The organism is Methylobacterium sp. XJLW (genome assembly GCF_003254375.1).
GTDB classification, from domain to species: Bacteria; Pseudomonadota; Alphaproteobacteria; order Rhizobiales; family Beijerinckiaceae; genus Methylobacterium; species Methylobacterium fujisawaense.
The window spans coordinates 5,365,079-5,382,953 of sequence record NZ_CP016429.1 but is presented as its reverse complement, the minus strand read 5'-3'; the positions used below and the strand labels follow the sequence as shown (position 1 = coordinate 5,382,953).

The 17,875-nt window shown below is 61.8% G+C and carries 12 protein-coding genes and 1 pseudogene; 7 read left to right on the top strand and 6 right to left on the bottom strand.

The features are described from left to right. The first annotated feature begins 245 nt into the window (after positions 1-245). Positions 246-632: a transposase gene (locus tag A3862_RS24790; protein ID WP_111474069.1), complete on the top strand. Its 387-nt coding sequence runs from the start codon at positions 246-248 to the stop codon at positions 630-632. A gap of 3 nt (positions 633-635) precedes the next feature. On the opposite strand, the gene A3862_RS24785 is transcribed toward A3862_RS24790, so the two are convergent. Together A3862_RS24785 and A3862_RS24780 are read right to left on the bottom strand one after the other, a co-directional pair. Next, the gene (locus tag A3862_RS24785) at positions 636-2,144 is read right to left on the bottom strand and encodes an ATP-binding protein (protein ID WP_111474068.1); all 1,509 of its coding nucleotides are present in this window, start codon (positions 2,142-2,144) and stop codon (positions 636-638) included. Positions 2,145-2,744: 600 nt separating this feature from the next. Further along, complete coding sequence (locus A3862_RS24780; protein ID WP_111474067.1) at positions 2,745-3,233, bottom strand: transposase; 489 nt, start codon at positions 3,231-3,233, stop codon at positions 2,745-2,747. Between the two features lie 204 nt (positions 3,234-3,437). On the opposite strand from A3862_RS24780, the pseudogene A3862_RS32645 reads away from it, so the two are divergent. Together A3862_RS32645 and A3862_RS32210 are read left to right on the top strand one after the other, a co-directional pair. Beyond that, positions 3,438-3,986, top strand: a pseudogene (locus A3862_RS32645) (transposase); the annotation flags it as partial. A 61-nt stretch (positions 3,987-4,047) separates the two neighbouring features. Continuing rightward, entirely contained in the window at positions 4,048-4,473 is a 426-nt protein-coding gene (locus A3862_RS32210; RefSeq protein ID WP_236961490.1) for a helix-turn-helix domain-containing protein, read from the top strand. A 142-nt stretch (positions 4,474-4,615) separates the two neighbouring features. Here the strand turns inward: A3862_RS32210 and A3862_RS31190 are convergent, their stop codons facing one another. The 4 genes from A3862_RS31190 to A3862_RS24755 all read right to left on the bottom strand — a co-directional run bounded on the left by A3862_RS31190 (position 4,616) and on the right by A3862_RS24755 (position 10,436). Beyond that, entirely contained in the window at positions 4,616-4,951 is a 336-nt protein-coding gene (locus A3862_RS31190) for a hypothetical protein (RefSeq protein ID WP_124263013.1), read from the bottom strand. A gap of 14 nt (positions 4,952-4,965) precedes the next feature. Next, a complete protein-coding gene (locus A3862_RS31185; protein WP_124263012.1) occupies positions 4,966-5,790 on the bottom strand; it encodes a hypothetical protein in 825 nt (274 codons plus the stop codon). 1,519 nt (positions 5,791-7,309) lie between these two features. Further along, a complete protein-coding gene (locus A3862_RS24765; protein ID WP_111474065.1) occupies positions 7,310-7,699 on the bottom strand; it encodes a hypothetical protein in 390 nt (129 codons plus the stop codon). A 538-nt stretch (positions 7,700-8,237) separates the two neighbouring features. Continuing rightward, entirely contained in the window at positions 8,238-10,436 is a 2,199-nt protein-coding gene (locus A3862_RS24755; RefSeq protein ID WP_111474063.1) for a helix-turn-helix domain-containing protein, read from the bottom strand. Positions 10,437-10,664: 228 nt separating this feature from the next. Between A3862_RS24755 and hsdR the strand changes: the two genes are divergently transcribed. From hsdR to A3862_RS24735, 4 genes are read left to right on the top strand one after another with little or no spacing between them, the layout of a single operon-like run. After that, on the top strand, positions 10,665-14,063 hold the full coding sequence (gene hsdR, locus A3862_RS24750; protein ID WP_111474062.1) for a type I restriction-modification system endonuclease: 3,399 nt from the start codon (positions 10,665-10,667) through the stop codon (positions 14,061-14,063). After that, positions 14,063-15,547, top strand: coding sequence for a class I SAM-dependent DNA methyltransferase (locus A3862_RS24745; protein ID WP_111474061.1), 1,485 nt, complete (start codon positions 14,063-14,065; stop codon positions 15,545-15,547). The genes hsdR and A3862_RS24745 overlap by 1 nt, the downstream gene beginning before the upstream one ends. Further along, positions 15,544-16,923: a restriction endonuclease subunit S gene (locus A3862_RS24740; RefSeq protein WP_111474060.1), complete on the top strand. Its 1,380-nt coding sequence runs from the start codon at positions 15,544-15,546 to the stop codon at positions 16,921-16,923. Before A3862_RS24745 ends, A3862_RS24740 begins: the two co-directional genes overlap by 4 nt. After that, a complete protein-coding gene (locus tag A3862_RS24735; protein WP_111474059.1) occupies positions 16,923-17,846 on the top strand; it encodes a restriction endonuclease in 924 nt (307 codons plus the stop codon). The genes A3862_RS24740 and A3862_RS24735 overlap by 1 nt, the downstream gene beginning before the upstream one ends. Positions 17,847-17,875: the final 29 nt, after the last annotated feature.

Below are 17,875 nucleotides of genomic sequence, written 5' to 3'. Positions count from 1 at the left end.
AAGCTAGGAGGCATCGGCCCTGACCTTGCGTGAAGAGTTTCGGCCCGCGAGCCATCCACCCACAACCTTCATCTGTGGACAGCCCGTGGAACGCAAGCGGCTTTTGGTGTGGAGTCACGAGGTGGGCTGCTGCCATCTGGCCGGCTTCTAAGCTCGACTTTGGCCAATCGGACGGGCGGTTGGGCGGCAGGTGACGAAGCAAGCATGACGGGTAGGCTCGGTGTGTCCCGACCAAGAGACACCCAATGCCTGGTCTGCCCGCCCGCTTCGCCGGGCTCATCCTTGCGTTCGCGCCGCTGTTCGTCCACCGCTCGTGGCGACACGCGCAACTGCTGTTGATCGGTGCGATCCTGACCCCGGAGCGGCGCACGATGGGGAGTGACCTGCGCATCATGGGTCGCGCGCAGGATCGGCGGTTCGTGAACGTTCACCGCATCCTCAACCGCGCCGCGTGGAGCCCGCGTGCTGGCGGCCGTATCCTGCTCGGGCTGCTGATCGCCGCTTTCGCTCCGCGCGGTCCCGTCGTCATGGCTCTCGACGACACGATCGAGCGCCGCCGCGGCAAGCGGATCGCCGCCACGGCGACCGTCCAGTGGAACTGGCAGAACTCGGCGACGACGAGCCATAGCTGATCTTTAGGACGAACGCCGCGGGCGTCCTCTCCCCCTATAGGTCCCGTTCGCGATCTTGGAGTTCTTGTCACTCGCGCGACGACGCCTTCCGCGCTCGACCTCAGCGAGACGCCTGCGTTCGTTGCGCTCAGCCGCGGTCTCAGGCTTGCTCCCGGTGTTGGGCGTGGCTCCAGACACCGATCCTGTGGCATCCATAATCCCGACCTCGGGAATAGGGATGATCATCACGTCGGTGTAGCCGCCAGCGATCAGGCGATCCTGGAGACGCTGTGCTTGTCCTTCATCGTAGACGTGGATCTCGAAGAGCCCATCGAAGTCAGCGTCTCGGATGGCGCCGCGCGTGACGAATTGGAAAATGTCTTGGTCTTCGCGGGCTGCCCTGATGGCCTCCCGGCTGAGTCCCAGGGCGTCCATGATCGCCGCGTCGTTCGGCGTGGCCTTGGCGCTGTAAAGCAGGGCGGCGCTGACGTGGTGGCGGAGACTGTTGGTCCCGGCGAGCTTCGGGCTGCACTGCTCGCCGCCGATGCGGCCGACGAAATACGGGGTAATCTTCTCATTCGCGGCCCAGTAGCCGTCGAACCCAGCCGCTTCCAGATGTCGCGAGATCGCGACCAAGCAGGCCGCCCCCTGCGGCTTCGCCCAGAACGCCGTCGAAGCGGGTTGCCGGGTGTAGAAGTAGACCCTGACCTGAGGCTGTCCGATTCGCTCGGCGCCCACCGGCACGACTTCGACCCGAACACCGCCGGCCCGCTGGACGGCATACTCAGCCAAGCTGCCCTTGTACCCGGCGGCGGCGACCTGAAGGGACGCGCAACCTCGGAGCATGGCTAGCGACCAGATCGAGCGCCACTGGACTTCGCACCCGGAGACCCCGGCATCCGCCCAAGCGCCGATATTGACCTCGACGATCCGGCCGCGCGAGCCCGCGAGGCGATGCAGCTCGACGAGGTCCCGACCGACGTCCCCGAGGACCTGCCGCAGCCCGATCGCGTCTCGCCGTAGGACGAGCTGAAACCAACCGGGCTGCGCACCGGGCACGAGATCGTAGATGGCAGCCAAGGCGGGCCAGGAGGCGCCGAGACCGACCTTGCCGGACACGAGATCTGCCTCGGGCAACTCGTCCCACCAGATGTGCCAGCCCTCGATGTCCTGAGGCTCCTGACCCATCAGGGCGGCATGGGTAGTGAGGATCAAGGTCCGTGGGCTTGTGGCCGCGTCGAGGGCATCCCGGAGGCGGCGTTCGACCTTCCCCTGCGTACCGGGCTGGCGAGAATGGATCTCGACGATGATCGGGGGCTCGGTCTCGCCGGACGACATCTCGCGCAACCGAGCGACATGCTGCTGGAGGAGATCGATCCGCGGGACCGCGATGATCTGAGGGGCATCCAGAGCGAGGGCCCCCTTGAGAATCGTCGTCGATTTGCCCCCACCTGGGGTGCCGTGGAGGAGTTGAAAGGTGAAATCGCCCGCGAGTGCTTGCTGGGGCGTCGTAGAAAATTCCGTCCGCTGCATGTCTATAGGAGTAATCGGCTTGAATTAATGGGGTCTCTGGTGCGGATCTCGGTTTAACATAATGGGAATGCGACGCGTTAATTCAAATCAATCTTGACTTCTTCAACGCGCATTGCGCGTACGCGCGCTGTTGTCGTCGGGTGCGGGCCGTGCCCGTGCCCGAAGGAGACGAGCGCGCACAGCGGCGGGTCGCGCGTGCGCGACCTCGCCCTGTCCTAAAGGTGGTCCACCATCCCGAGATCGATCCCGTGGCGGCGCAGATCGCGCCGCAACAGGACCTCTCGCCACGTCGCTTCGCTTCGACCGGGGCTGGCGCCCCACTCGGTCTGCGCTCGTGGCGTTCTTGGAGTGCTCATGTGATGGCCGACATGTAGTTACCGCGCGACTACCTCGTCATCGGGTTTCTCTCGTCGCCTCCCTCGACGCCACTGTCTTCTCTGCGGAAGGCGCCGAAGGCGCCGTCCAGGCACGCAGCGGACGGGAAAGGCAATTTTTGCGATCGGTTGGTCAAACATGGAGGCACGGCGCCTGACACCCGCCACGTCTAAAGAGCTGTCAGCGGGCGTTGAATACTGGTTCTCCGTCACTTCGTGTGGTGGGTCAGATCGCGTCGAGGACGCGCTGACGCAGGAGTTCGAAGCCGGCGCGGCCATACATCTGTCGCTTGATCGTCTTCAGTCGGCTGATCTCGCCCTCCGCTGGCCCTGTCGACCACGGCAGGGCGATGGCATTCTCGATCCCGGCCGCATCGCGTTGCAGGCCAGCGGCTAACCGCTTCAGCACACTCGAGCGAGCCGCGGCCAGCCAATCCGCGACTGGCTCTGAGGACTGACCGCGCAGCATGCGCGCGAAGCGAACTGCCAAGTCGGCCACGTTGGCCAGTTTCGGTGCAGTGCGCCTCAGGCGCGCGATGAACACGCCGTCCGCGCCGGCTATCCCCTCAGCGTCGCTCTGCAGAAGCCGGGCGATCCGCCTCGTTCCGGGCGGCTTCCAAGAGAGAGCGACGCCCTGGCCGCCGGCATCGAGCGTGTCGCCGCCAAGCCGGCGCCGCGCCGTCGCCCAAGCGCGCACCACCCGTGGATTGCCCATGCCCAAGCGCCTGCTCCCGTTCAGTCCGCCCTCGCTGCGGGTCGTCGCCGTCACGGCCGAGCCCGAGCACGTGATGGTGCTCGCGGTGCCGCGGTCGACAGCACCGCGCTGTCCCGCCTGCCGTAACCGGTCGGACAGCGTTCACGGCACCTACGAGCGACACCTTGCCGACTGCCCTGCCAGGACCGCTCCGTCGGCCTGTGCGTGCGGCTACGCCGCCTGCGCTGTCGCAATCCCGCCTGCCCCCGCCGTACCTTCAGCGAGACCCAGCCGGACGTCGCGGCGCCGCACGCACGACGCTCGCAGCGCCTTCATGACCTGCAGCGCCAAATCGGTCGCGCCCTCCGCGGAGCCCCGGCCGCGCGGCTTGCCCACCGTCTGGCCATCCCGGCCAGCCCATCCACCGTCCTGCGCATCGTCCGGGCCGGGCCGGCCCCAGTCGCGCTACCGCCGCGCGTGATCGCTATCAATGAGTCGGCCTGGCAACGCGGGCGCCGCTACGGCACGGTGATCGTCGATCTGGAACGTCGGGTCGTCGCCGATCTCCTGCCCGATCGCGAGACCGAAGCGGTCGCCGGATGGCTGCGGCGCCATCCCGGGGTTGAGATCGTCACCCGCGACCGGGCCGAGATCTATGGCGAGGCCGTCCGGCTGGGGGCGCCCGAGGCGGTGCACGTCCTGGACCGCTGGCATCTGCTGCGCAACCTCGGCGAGGCGTTGCAGGAGGCGGTCGGCAGCGAGCACGTCGTGATCCGCTCTGTGGCGCGCAAGCTCAGAGATGAGCGGGCCGCGGCGCACCGGACCCAGCAGAACCATGCGCGTCCGGCCACAGCCGCCGACCGGCGCCGGCTCGCCAGGCACGCGCCGGGTGCGTCACGCCGAGGTCCTGCGGTTGCATGGGGCCGGCGCCTCCGTGTCCGGCATCGCGCGCCATCTCGACCTCGATCGCAAGACGGTGCGGTGCTGGCTGCGCCGGGACGAGCCGCCGAACTGGGCGAAGCCAGCGCGCCCGCGCCTCATCGACCCTTACCGGCCCTATCTCGACCAGCGCTGGAGCGAGGGCTGCCGCAACGCGGCGGCCCTGGCCCGCGAACTCGATCGCCTTGGGGCTCGTATCAATCTCGGACGACCATCATCCTCATCCGAAGCCGCTGGCGGCACGCCGGGTCCCGGTCCGCCCACCCCACCACACGAAGTCACGGAGAACCAGGCTTCGGCGCTCGTTGACAGAACCGGGTAGCTGGACCGGCATCACGCGGCGGTCGACAGCGCTACCATATTAGCAAAGAGGGGGGGGCGGCGACTGGCCCGAACCTAACGGGCCGCAGCAAGTCAAGTAAAAATGCCGCCCCTCAGGCGACTTGACCGCTAACAGACTGAAATCATCCTGTGTTTCTTTTTGGACGGTCTTTTGGACCGAAGTTTATATCGAATATTGGGTCCGTCTCCGTCGCGGCAACTAGCGCTGTTCCAATCTCTGTATTTCGAAGATTTGGCCTTTTTGCTACAAAATTCTTAATAAAGTTTGCAGAATCTCGATCAAGGATTACTTTTGTCTTCGCTCTTTTTGATGCTCTGCAGAAAGTTTCGAGATCATTGTGCTCCTCCATCGCTCTCAAAATTTTGGCAAGATCGGATGCTTTCATAGAGACAGAATTCTCTACATTTACTACCGGCTTCTTGACTCGTCTCTTGCCTGAGTTGACATTGCTCGGCATGTAAGATCCTCACGTTATCGTGGCAATATGACCGTTTGTCTGAACAGATCGCGGGTCAGGGCTTGGTTGACGGCCTCGGCAGCGGCTTGTTCCGGACCGCCGCCCGCAGCAGTTAGCAGGCTGCCGAACAATGTTCCGCGTTGAGCGGCAAATTTATTGATTTGATTTACGCTCGCCAACGACAAGCCCATAGTAAGCTTATGCACATCCTTCCGAGTGAGTTCAGCGGTTAGACCAGCGTCAGCAATATGCAGATTCCCCAGGCGTGGTGTGAACGTCAATTTAGGTGTTAGACTGGTACCGAGTGCGGTCTGGAATTCGAGTTCGTCAACGATAGTCGGCGCAGTGTTCGGTGTTTTTCTGTCAGGCGACAGGTTAGCGAACAACGCAAGCTTTACAAAATCTTGGACAAGAGGCTCGACCCCTATCTTTCCAGTGATAGGATAAGCAAAATTTTCTTCTGCTAACATGCCTTTGCAATAGCGCTGATCAATCTTTAGTAGATTACTGAATCTGTCAGTTAATGTGAATGTTCTAGTATTCCTTCGCTGCCGATCAAAATCAGCAGAAAATCCAAAGGATCTTTTGGAAGATGGCAGCGAACTCAATACATTTACGGTTGCTCCGAGGTTATTCGTTTCCGTCATATCCAATGAAAAATTATAGGCAACGCCAGTATTCCAGAAAAATTCTACAAACGAACGGGCAAATCCACTTAAGAGTCCCGGCTCGAAAGTAGATATCGGGACACTCGTCTCGTTGTATAATTTTCCCACAGCACGAGATCTATCATCAACTTTAGGATCGTATAATAGAAACCCTATAAAGGATTGAAACACGGCATCTCTAGTTTCACATCTGACTTGCCTTGCTATTTGATAGGTCGGAACCCCTGTATAATCTTCCGGTAGAGGCCGTATTGCACATCCTCCGACTGAGAGTCCTATTGCAGCCGATATAATAGACGCGCAAAACTTCATAATGAGATTTCCGCCGGGAACGGGCCCTGACCAACTCTAATTACATCGGACCCGCAGAGTCAAAAACGGATGCCGTTATAATTGATTTGGCATACACATGTTGCAAAGAAGCAACTTCAGATCATGTGTCCAATAATTAAGCTTGTATTTCCAGCTGAGGCATATAAATCTCGGTCTAACGTACGTCACGAATATCAAAGTCTGAATAAAATTTGATATATACAAATGATATTCCGACAAAAGTAAGCGTTATACTCGAATATGAGTTCGGCCGCGACAGTCGAGTATCCAAATTATTTTGCAGCCGTATCAGCAATGACGAGTTTTGCGCGCCGTCAATTCAGTAGCTCAGCCTCTTAAGCCGTTCCAGTTGAGCACGATGACGTGTCGCATAAGCATCTATATTTCGCCAACACAGTATTCGATGCCAACACAATATGTCAGAATCAAAACTAATTTTCTGGGGGAAGTACCTTTTGGTAATCCAGTACGCGGTTTAATCAGTATGCCGGTGAACGCAGCAAAATCCGGGGTGGGCGTCGGTCGACATGAGAAGCGGACTGACGAGCCGTAGGAGCGGCGCGATCGCCGCCCAGCAATCATCGGGGGCGAGAGCTTTGACCCGCCCCCTTCAATGCACCAGACCCGGTTCCATTAGGCGCTCTAGATTACGGAGCACTGACTCCGGCAGGCTCAATCTCCGAGATATCGAGCGCGCTTCGGGTAGGTGTCCGGTAAACATCCGCGAACGCGATGCAGTTCGACGTCGGCGGCATCTTCGGTTTTTAATGGCGGGCCAGCTTGAACGAACACCACATGCCCTGGCGCAAAGCCTAGGAACTTTCCCGAAAATTATTGCAGGTTTTCGTCGAGCGGAATCGAGCTTGGCGCTCAAATGCTCGGACGTCGTCGCTCATACGCTCCGGCGGACTATCAGGATACGACGCGAGAACTATCCACCATCCTTCAAGAGGCTGAGCCAATGCGCACTTGCTCCAGAAGAGTGCGGATAGTACGAAAGCGATACGCATGCTTATCCCTGATCATTCTGGACAATCAATGCATAAGTCATTTCTTATCTGTTTTGCAGCATCATGCCTCGCCTTTACAACAGGCCGTGCCATAGCATCCACTGGAGACTGCTATCTACGCGTCTCCGGAAAGGTGTATCTCGATGAACGCTGCAACATCGTTGCCGACAAAGGCGGAAGTTTTACGATCGGCGTTACGGACGAACCGCCTCGATCAAAGTACTTTGCCTACGTGAATAACGTCAATGCAGCTACAGGCAAGCGTGACGGGTTCTGGAACGGCCCACCCGCTGCAAGTCATGCTCAGTGGCCACTCGGCGAGCTGACTCGTCGGGGAGGATGTTGGTTCAATACGACTGCGAAGGTGTGTGCCTGGAAGCTGGGTACGAAGCCGGAGCAGTTCTGAGATCCATCCCGGTTTTAGCTTGCCCATGCGGGACGTTCCAGAGGTGGGCGTCCAACGTCCCGTACAGGTCGGTGTAGAGCGGCTTGGCTTCGCCCATTGGCAGGATGCGCAGCCGCTGCACCGGGTGGCCGAGGCCGCGCATGTAGTCCCGGAAATCCGACACCAGCCGCGCCTCCCGACGCTGCGCCTCATGCTCTTCCGTGCGCGGGCGAACGGCGGCCTCATACTGACCCGGCAGACAACCGCCCGAGATCAACGACGAACCCCGCCTTACTACCGGCTGGTCCCACGCGATCCTCAGCAGCGAACGGGCCTCGTTGATCCGCGCCAACGAGATGTCTCTTCCCAGGCTTCCGAATGGGATCTGCCGCCGCTCGTGCCTCCGCCGTTAGATCCCGACGAACTGGTTTGGGCGGGGCAGATTTTTTAGGGACGCTGGATAGCAAGCGGTTTCCAATGAGGCGAGTAGAGGTACTTACCACCGGCTTCCCGATCGTTGAGCTTTGCCCGGATACGAAAGCGCGCACCTACCAGATAATTGCGACTGAATGATTTTGAACAACTAACTCGCAGTTTCGTCGAAGAGCAGCTGTCGGCCGTGGGACGAACATGTACGCTTCCGTGTAGCCTCCCAGTCTTTGCCGGCTCGTAACTTTCAACCCAAATTTCGACATAAGGCTCTGCGGGCTTCGCCATCGTGTGAGATCCGCTTTCCGCAAGCTCCGAGCTTGCCTAGCGCAGGCGCCGCACCGTGCACCAGCGCAGAGGTACCCTTCCTATCGCATAGTTGGTCACAGCCTGACGCTCCTAACGGCGCCAGGGCATATCGGATGCCCCAGCGGCCATAGTTGAATTATCCAGTAGACAGCTTACCCCGCGGCACGCGACGGGAACGCGACGACGTTCGAGTAGGCCCCCGCTCCGCTTTCTTGCGGGGCGCTTTCGTCGGCCAAGCGCATTAACGGGGCGATGACCTGCTTCTCCCAGGAGGCCGTGACGCCTTCCTCGACTTTGTCGAGGTGCTGCTTCTCTGCCTGGAACCAGTCCTCCAGGTGCTTCGCCACCCGGTCCTTGAAGCCGGAGCCCTTGCCCCACTCCGCAGCGCACTGCTGCCAGACCGGCGACTGCCTGAGCGGTTCGCGGTAAACCTCCATCCCGGTCTGCTGGACCGTGTCGAGGAACGTGGTCTTCGAAGCCGCAGCGCTAACGCGGATCTGGTCGATCGTGCGTCCCGCCTGTGCGAGGTCGTCGTCCGCCTTCAAGGAGTTCAGAAAGGCGTCGAGTGCCTTGAACCATCCATCACACCGGGAGCGCGCGTCCCGCGCAGCGCCAGACCCCATCATGTGGACGATGTTCAACCCCGAGTATTCCCCGTTGCGACGGCTCGCAGCCCACAGGGTGGAAGCGTAGCGGATGCCCCGCAGGGTGCTCATCACGTCTACGTAGGGAAGCCGCTCCCGCGCGCCGAGCCGCCGATTTGCCTGAAGAAAGGTGCTGAGCCGCTTGGAGACCTCCTCGATCGCCAACTGGATTGCCTGCTGCTCGATGTTCTCCATGAGGTCTTCGATGGCGGCGCACAGGTCGAGCAGGTGATCGGCGCCGCGCTGGCGCATCCGCATCAACTGCTCAACCACGTTCTCTCGGACCGCGACCGGCTCGTCGGAGATCACGTTGAAGAACATGACCGGGAGGGCCTTCACCCCCTCAGCCGTTAGCTTCTCAGCAATCTGAGCCTCTTTCAGTTCGTAACCCTCGGCGTCGCTCTCGGCCTCGTCGCCCACGTCGTTCTTCATCGCTGTCGCTTGGCCGGAGAGCGGCAGTGCGAGGATGGCGGCCTTGCCAGGGTCGAAGCCCTCGGCGAACGTCTCGCGCATGTGCTTGAGCAAGGCGCCCGTGGTCGGACCGGGCGCGTCGTTGAACCCCGAACAGAAGACGACGGCCGTGCGCGGGTCCTTGAGGCGTGCTTCTAGGTCCTCACGGACGGCGTGATCCTCGACACCCTTGGTATCGATCAACGTGAGTTCCAGATCGCCGAAGCTCTTGCCGAAGTTCGGGACGAGGAGATCGATGGTCTCGGGCAGCGGCACATCGCCGATCTGGCCCTTGTTGATCTGGCTGAAGACCTCCTTCACCCACTCCATTGGGTGTTTATGGGTCGCGCTGTCGTACCAGAGTTCCCGGCGGGTTCGCTCCGGCAACTGCATCCGCTCGATCACCCGAGCCCTGAACTCCGCCTCGCTCTCGCATGACCGGGCAAGATCGGCGGCCGGGTCGCTAGTAACCTTCTTGCCGGTTCCTGTATCAGTGCGGCGGTTCAGTTGCGCCATGTTGCGCAGGGCACGGTCCATCTCCTTGCTCACGCGGGCGATCTCACCGGCCGGATCCTGCGCGTCACTGTACACGCTGTTCCAGGTGACATTGCAGAAGTCCGATATGCGCTGGCGCATCTCCACGTCGCTTAAAGGCACGACCGTAACGCCGAACTCCGGCCCCTTCTTGATGTGAACCTCGCAGATGGTCGTGCCGCCTGCGCCTGTCTCCAGGACGGTGCGCTTGAGCGGGTTCGTCACCGTCGTCGCTGGGACCAGCAGGTCGAAGAGGAAGCTGATCGCGGTCGATTTGCCGACGCCGATATTCCCGATGAACGCGATGTTGTGGTTCAGGCGCGTGAGGAACGAGGTCGCCGACAGCAGTAGGTCGCGGTGGCGCTCAATGTGTCGGCGAACCGGCCACGGGTGCTCCGACTCTGAAAGGAACAGGGCGACATTATCGAGGACCTCGTCCGCCTGTTCGAGGTAGCCACGCTGCGGGTTCCAGAACGAGGGCGGCTCGACGTGCTGCCACTCGCGCTCCAAGAACGCCTTGAAGTCCATCGCATGCATTGAACCGAGGGCGGCGAGGGCATTGAGGATGCTCTTGACCTCCGTCGCGCTGAGGACTTCCCCCTTCTCAAGCCTGGACACCCGGCTTTGGTCGAGCTTGGCCTCATCGGCTACGACCTTCTGGGTCACTCCGAGTTCAGCGCGAAGGCGGGCAACAACCGAGGCGATCTGATGACTGGGCGACATGGCTCTTCCTTATGCAGCATTCTTTTAGACATATATGCAGCATGCTTGAAGATTGTCAATTGGCGCTCAGTTCGGGTCCGCTCCGGCTAAGGGCGATGGACTGGGCTCGATGGCGTGGCCGAAATGCCGCTCCCCGTCCTATCTGGCCGCTCTCCCTCTACTCAAGGTTGAGAAGCTCATGAGCGCCCATTACGGTCAGGCCGAGAGCGCGACAGGCGTCTGGGACCGATGGCAGAAACCGCCAACTTCGGCTTCATGGGAGGGTACGGGCAGAACCTTGAGGCGCTGCCCGCGCTCGCGGAGAGCTATTTCCGAACGGATCCCTCGACGGCCCTGATCAAGCTGCGGCAGTTCGCCGAACTCCTGGCCAAGGAGATCGCCGCCCGCCAGGGCCTGTATCAGCCTGAGCGTCGCGACAGCTTCGAGACTATCCTGTCGCGCCTGTCCTACGAGCGTGTCCTACCACGCGAGACCGCGGACCTGTTCCACGGCCTGCGTAAGCTCGGAAATGACGCGGCCCATGAGGTCAAAGGCACGCACGCCGAGGCGCTGTCGGGCCTAAAATTTGCCCGTCAGATCGCGATCTGGTTCCATCGCACTTACGGCAAGCAGCCCGACTTCAAGCCGGGCCCGTTTCTGCCGCCGCCGCCGCCGGTCGATGCATCGGCAACCCTGCGCGAGGAGATCGCCGCGCTGCGGCTGAGCCTCGCCAATAGCGAGGGCGCAGCAGAGGCGGCCCGGCTTCTCGCCGAGCAAGAGGCGCGCGAGCGTGACAGCCTGTCTGAGCGCCTGCGTCGCGAGAGTGAAGACCGGGCAGTCTGGGAGGCGCTCGCCCAGGAGGGCGAGGTCGAGAAGGCCGAGTTGGCCTCCAGACTCGCAGCCCTTCAGGCACAGGCGGAGAAAACCCCGGTCACTACCCTCCAGGCTCTCGTCACGTCGGGCGAGAAGGCAGCCGAGAAGATCGACCTCGACGAGGCTGACACCCGGGCGCTGATCGACCGGCAGCTAAAGGACAACGGCTGGGAGGCCGACACGCGACGGCTGCGCTGGAGTGAGGGCACCCAGCCGGTCAAGGGCCGCAACATGGCCATCGCCGAGTGGCCTGTCTCCAAAGGGCGTGCCGACTACGCGCTGTTCATCGGCCTGACCCTCGTCGGCGTGGTCGAGGCGAAGCGCAAGAACACCAGCGTGTCGAGCGCCATCGATCAGGCCGAGCGTTACGCCCGCGACATCACCGAGACCGGCGGGGTCACGTTCGTCGATGGCGCACCCTGGCAGGACGGGCCGCACGCCTACCGCGTGCCCTTCGTATTCGCCGCCAACGGCCGCGTGTACCTTCGGCAGATCGAGACGCAGAGCGGCGTGTGGTTCCGCGACGTGCGCCGCTCGTCCAACCTTCGCCGCGCGCTCGTGGATTGGCCGACGCCGGAGGGCCTGCTGGGCAAGCTCAACGTCGATGTCGAAGCGGCGACCCAGGCGCTCAAGGACCAGCCGATGACTTTCGGCTTCCCGTTGCGCGACTATCAGAAGGCTGCCGTCGCCAAGGTCGAGGAGAACTTGGAAGCGGGCCGTCGGACGATGCTGGTGGCGATGGCGACGGGCTCGGGCAAGACCAAGCTCGCCATCGCGCTCCTGTACCGCCTGCTCTCAACCAAGCGCTTTCGACGTGTCTGCTTCGTCGTGGACCGGTCGGCACTGGGCGATCAAACCGAGGGCGAGTTCTCGACCACCAAGGTCGTCACCGGCAAGACCTTCGCCGACATATTCGGCCTGAAGGGCTTGAGGGACGTGGTGCCAGATGCCGAGACGAAGTTGCACATCTGCACGATCCAGGGGTTGGTGAAGCGCGTCCTGCTCACCGACGACCCGGCGCAGGCCCCCGCAATCGACCAGTACGACCTGATCGTTGTGGACGAGTGCCACCGCGGCTACCTGCTCGACCGCGAACTCTCCGACGCCGAGTTGAGCTTCCGCGACGAGGCCGACTACGTCTCAAAGTACCGGCGCGTGCTCGACTACTTCGACGCGGTCAAGGTCGGCCTGACCGCCACGCCCGCGCTGCACACCACGGAGATCTTCGGCGAGCCGGTCTTCACCTACTCGTATCGCGACGCGGTGATCGACGGCCATCTCAACGACCACGAGCCGCCGGTCCGTATCGAGACCGAGTTGGCGCGCTACGGCATCGAGTTCGCCCAATCCGACCAGTTGGAGTTCTTCAATCCCCAAACGGGTGAGATCGACCTCGCGCACGCGCCCGACGCCCTGCGCTTTGAGGTCGAGCAGTTCAACAAGAAGGTGGTCACCGAGAACTTCAACAAGGTCGTGGCCGAGGAACTCGCGCGTCACATCGATCCGAGCCTGCCGGGCAAGACCCTGATCTTCGCGGCCTCGAACGACCACGCCGACATCGTGGTGAAGCAGGTCAAAGATGCTTTCCAGGCCGCCTACGGCGAGATCGACGACTCCGCGGTGAAGAAGATCACCGGCAAGGTGGACAAGGTCGGCGACCTCATCCGGGCCTTCCGCAACGACGCCAACCCGAAGATCGCGGTCACGGTGGATCTCCTCACCACTGGCATCGACGTGCCGTCGATCACCAACCTCGTGTTCCTGCGGCGCGTGAACTCCCGCATCCTCTACGAGCAAATGATCGGCCGGGCGACGCGGCTATGCCCGGACATCGGCAAGGATGTGTTCCGGATCTTCGACGCGGTGGATCTCTACCCCCACCTCCAGAAGATCACCGACATGAAGCCGGTTGTGGTCGCGCCCGCGATCGGGTTCGAGCAACTGGTCGCGGAACTCGCCTCCGCCGACGATGAGCGGCAACGCGAGACCGTGCGGGCGCAGTTGGTGGTCAAGCTGCGGCGTCGGCTCAAGACGATGCCCGAGGAGGCGCGCAGGCGCTTCGAGGCGGTCGCGGGCGAGACGCCGGAAGCGACGTTGGCCCGGTTGCACGCGGCGCCCGGCGAGGATCTCGTCAACTGGGTGCGTGCTCACCAGGGCATCGGAACCGTGCTCGATGCGTCCAGGAGCGACGATGAGCCCGACCGCAAGCCGATCTCGCACCACCCAGATGCGGTCATCAGTGTGACGCGCGGTTACGGCACCGCCGAGAAACCCGAGGATTTCCTCGACGGCTTCGCCACCTTCGTGAACGAGAACGTGAACACCCTCGCGGCCTTGAAGGTGGTGGTGCAGCGTCCGCGCGACCTCACGCGTGCACAGCTACGTGAACTCCGTGCTGAACTCGACCGCGCAGGGTTCCCGGAAGCGACGCTCAAGCGCGCCTGGAAGGACGCGAGGAACGAGGACATCGCCGCCTCGATCATCGGCTACGTTCGCCAAGCCGCATTGGGTGACCCGCTCATGCCCTACGAAGAGCGTGTCTCCGCGGCGATGAAACGGATCATGGCGCGCCAGCCCTGGACGGACCCGCAGCGCGGGTGGTTGAAACGAATCGGCGAGCAGATCGTGCGCGAGGTCGTCGTCGATCGCGAGGCGCTCGACCGCGAGCCCTTCCGGGCGGACGGCGGCTTCAACCGCCTGAACAAAATTTTCAGCGGCGGCGTGGAGACGCTCCTCGCCGACGTGAATGAGGAACTCTGGAAGCAGGCAGGCTGATGGAAGCGGTCACCCCCACTACGCGCGATATCGTCGCCAAGCTCTGGTCGCTCTGCCACGTCCTGCGCGACGACGGCGTCGGCTACAACGAGTACGTCACCGAGATCACCTACCTGTTGTTCTTGAAGATGCTCGCCGAGACAGGCGGTGAGGGACGCCTGCCCGCGCAGTACCGCTGGGCGGGGCTCGCCAGGCGCGAGGGGCTTGATCAACTCGACCACTACAAGCGCCTGCTGCTCGACCTCGGCAACCCGAAGATCGAGACCGACCACCTCGTGCTCGCGATCTTCACGGACGCGCAGACCCGCCTGACCCGGCCGACGAACCTGAAGGCGCTCACGAGCGCGATCGACAAGCTCGACTGGTTTTCGGCGCGTGAGGAGGGCCTGGGCAACCTCTACGAGGGCTTGCTGGAGAAGAACGCCGCCGAGAAGAAGTCGGGCGCTGGGCAGTATTTTACGCCGCGCCCGCTCATCGACTGCATCGTGCGGCTCATGCAGCCGCAGCCGGGCGAGGTGATACAGGACCCGGCCGCTGGCACAGCGGGGTTTCTCGTGGCAGCGGATCAATACATCAAGGCCAAGACCGACAACCTCTACAAGCTGCCGGAGTCGCAGGCGTTCTTCCAGCGCAACGGCGCCTATCACGGTGCCGAACTCGTGCATGACACGCATCGTCTCTGCCTGATGAACCTGATGCTGCATGGCATCGAGGGGGGCGTGGAGCACGTGGACACGCTCTCGCCGGACGGTGAGGGGCTGGGCAAGGCCGACCTGATCCTCACGAACCCACCCTTCGGGACGAAGAAGGGCGGCGGCCGTCCCACGCGAAACGACTTCTCGGTGACAGCCGAGACCTCGAACAAGCAGTTGGCGTTCGTGGAGCACATCGTCCGGGCGTTGAAGCCCGGCGGCCGGGCGGCTGTTGTGGTGCCTGACAACGTCCTCTTCGAGGACAATACTGGGCGTCGTCTGCGCACGTGGCTGATGGACCTGTGCAACCTGCACACGATCCTGCGGCTTCCGACCGGCATCTTCTACGCGCAGGGCGTGAAGACGAACGTGCTGTTCTTCCAGCGCGGAAAGACGGACAGGGGCAACACGAAGGTGGTCTGGGTGTACGACCTGCGTGCCGATATGCCCGCATTCGGCAAGACACGCCCGCTGAACGTGGCGGACTTCGCGGCCTTCGAGACCGCCTATGGAGCCGACCCCAACGGCGGGGCGGAGCGCAAGGACGAGGGCGAGACGGGACGGTTCCGGTCCTTCACCCGCGAGCAGGTGATCGAGCGCAACGACAACCTCGACATCGCGTGGCTCCGGGATACCGAGGCGGACGCTGAGGAGGGTCTGACAGAACCGGACGACATTGCAGCAGCCATCATCGGGCACCTCCGGGCGGCGTTAGCCGACATCGAGGCGCTGTCGGACGAACTCGACGGCAACCAGAGCACGGCTACCGTCCTGCCGGAGGCGGCAGAATGAACACGCTACCTTTAGGTTGGATCTATTCGACATTAGAGCAGGTCTGTGTCTACATCCAACGCGGCAAGTCGCCGAAATATGCACCTGTGAGTGATTTGCCAGTAATCAACCAGAAATGCATCCGTTGGGAAGGGATCGAAGAGCAGCATCTGAAGTTTGTTGATCCCTCCCAAGCTTCCGCCTGGGGACCCGAGCGATACCTTTGCTCAGGTGACATACTTTGGAATTCCACAGGAACAGGAACCATCGGGCGAGCTTCGCTCTTCGGCGGCTCAAGAACCTATCCGCGGATGGTGGCCGACAGTCATGTGACAGTAGTTAGACCTTCTAACCATGTAGAAGGCCGCTTCATTCACGCCTTGATATCGTCTCCGATCGTACAATCCAAGATCGAGGACATGCAAAGCGGCTCTACAAATCAGGTCGAATTGAGCCGAGAGCAAGTTCTATCGACCTTAGTGCCTCTTCCGCCACAAGAGGAGCAGCGCCGGATCATTAGTAAGATCGGAAGCCTCTCGACGAAGTCGAAACGCGCGCGCGACCATCTGGAACACGTGCAGCGACTGGTTGAGCGATACAGAATACTCGTTCTAGGTGCGGCTTTTCGAGGTGATCTCGCCTCCGCATGGCGTGCGGTGCATGCGCTTTCGCGACCTCCGATGAAACCGTTGGGGGAAGTCGTTAGCGAAATCCGTTATGGCACTGCGCAGAAATGCGAAGTTACCGCAAACGGCATTGCCGTCCTTCGCATACCTAATGTTTCCTCGGGCTCGATCAGTTTGTCTGGCCTCAAGTACGCACAACTTGATGCGCGGGAGTATAAGAAAATTCGGCTTGAGGAGGGTGATGTACTTGTTATCCGCTCGAACGGGAGCGCCGACCTTTTGGGTCGAGCCGCTTTAGTTCCGAGTCAAGCGAGCGGCATGGCGTATGCCGGATATCTGATCCGCCTTCGAGCAGATCGTTCGATCATCGATCCGAAGTTTATGAATTTTATGTTGGGCGCGCCTCAGATCAGGGAAATCATTGAGGTGAGTGCTCGCTCGACAAGCGGCATACATAATATCAACACCGTCGAGCTTGCCTCGTTGATGCTGCCCGTACCAACTTTGTCCGAACAGCGTGAAACGGTCCGTCGAATTGAGGCAGCCTTTGACTGGATCGGTCGCCTCGACACTGAAGCGTCAAGCGCCCGCAAGCTCATCGATCGCCTTGATCAGGCCGTCCTCTCGAAGGCGTTCCGCGGCGAGCTTGTCCCTCAGGATCCTGATGATGAAGCCGCGAGCGTGCTGCTGGAGCGGATCAAGGCTGAACGGGCGGGGTCAACACCCGCGCGAAGCGGCCGAGGTCGCCCACGCCTCGCAACAGCGACCTGATGTCCATTCCCGACTTCCAGACCCTAATGCTGCCAGTGTTGCGCGAGGCGGCCACAGGAGAGAAGCGCATCGGCGATGTGGTCGAGCACCTCGCCGATGAGTTTGGTCTCAGCCCTGAGGACCGCTCGCATCTACTGCCGTCCGGTCGTCAGACGACCTTCGCGAACCGCGTCCATTGGGCCAAGAGCTACCTCGGCAAGTCTGGTCTCATTGAACTCACCCGTCGCGCCCACTTCCAGATCACCCCACGCGGGCGCGAAGTGCTCGATCAACCATCCGCGCGTATCGACATTAAATTCCTGGCCCGGTTCCCGGAGTTCCAGTCCTTTCGCGTCGCTCAGGATGGCGCCGAAGAACAGGCCGAAGCAGCCGTCCAGACCAACGATGCCACAGCGAGCTTGACGCCCGATGAGGTTATGCGTGCTGCTGGACGGCAGCTTGAAGCGGCACTCGCCAGCGAGTTGCTTCAGCGCGTAGTGGCTGGCACGCCCACATTCTTTGAGAGCCTTGTCGTCCGCCTGCTGATTGCGATGGGCTATGGCGGCTCGGTCAATGATCTCGATCGCGCTCTCGTCGGCAAGTCGGGCGACGGCGGCGTGGACGGCGTGATCGACCAGGATCCACTCGGACTCGACCGCATCTACGTCCAGGCAAAGCGCTACTCCGCCGACAACACGGTGGGCGCCTCGGCCATCCGTGATTTCTTCGGGAGCCTCGACCGCTTCAAAGCGACGAAGGGGCTGTTCGTGACGACCTCATCGTTCACATCCTCGGCGCGCGAGACGGCAGAGATGCTGAGCAAGCGCATGGTGCTGATCGACGGCCCGCAACTCGCGCGCCTGATGATCCGGCACGAGGTCGGCTGCCGGATCGAGGAGCGACTCACAATCAAGAAGCTCGATGAGGAGTTCTTCGACGGGTAGCTCCAAATTCAAATCTACCAGAATACGGT

Coding starts and splice junctions, on each gene's coding strand:
- A3862_RS24790 (WP_111474069.1), top strand. CDS start 246: ATGCCTGGTCTGCCCGCCCGCTTCGCCGGGCTCATCCTTGCGTTCGCG.
- A3862_RS31190 (WP_124263013.1), bottom strand. CDS start 4,951: ATGCCGAGCAATGTCAACTCAGGCAAGAGACGAGTCAAGAAGCCGGTA.
- A3862_RS24740 (WP_111474060.1), top strand. CDS start 15,544: ATGAACACGCTACCTTTAGGTTGGATCTATTCGACATTAGAGCAGGTC.
- A3862_RS24745 (WP_111474061.1), top strand. CDS start 14,063: ATGGAAGCGGTCACCCCCACTACGCGCGATATCGTCGCCAAGCTCTGG.
- hsdR (WP_111474062.1), top strand. CDS start 10,665: ATGGCAGAAACCGCCAACTTCGGCTTCATGGGAGGGTACGGGCAGAAC.
- A3862_RS24780 (WP_111474067.1), bottom strand. CDS start 3,233: ATGGGCAATCCACGGGTGGTGCGCGCTTGGGCGACGGCGCGGCGCCGG.
- A3862_RS24785 (WP_111474068.1), bottom strand. CDS start 2,144: ATGCAGCGGACGGAATTTTCTACGACGCCCCAGCAAGCACTCGCGGGC.
- A3862_RS24735 (WP_111474059.1), top strand. CDS start 16,923: ATGTCCATTCCCGACTTCCAGACCCTAATGCTGCCAGTGTTGCGCGAG.
- A3862_RS24755 (WP_111474063.1), bottom strand. CDS start 10,436: ATGTCGCCCAGTCATCAGATCGCCTCGGTTGTTGCCCGCCTTCGCGCT.
- A3862_RS32210 (WP_236961490.1), top strand. CDS start 4,048: ATGCGCGTCCGGCCACAGCCGCCGACCGGCGCCGGCTCGCCAGGCACG.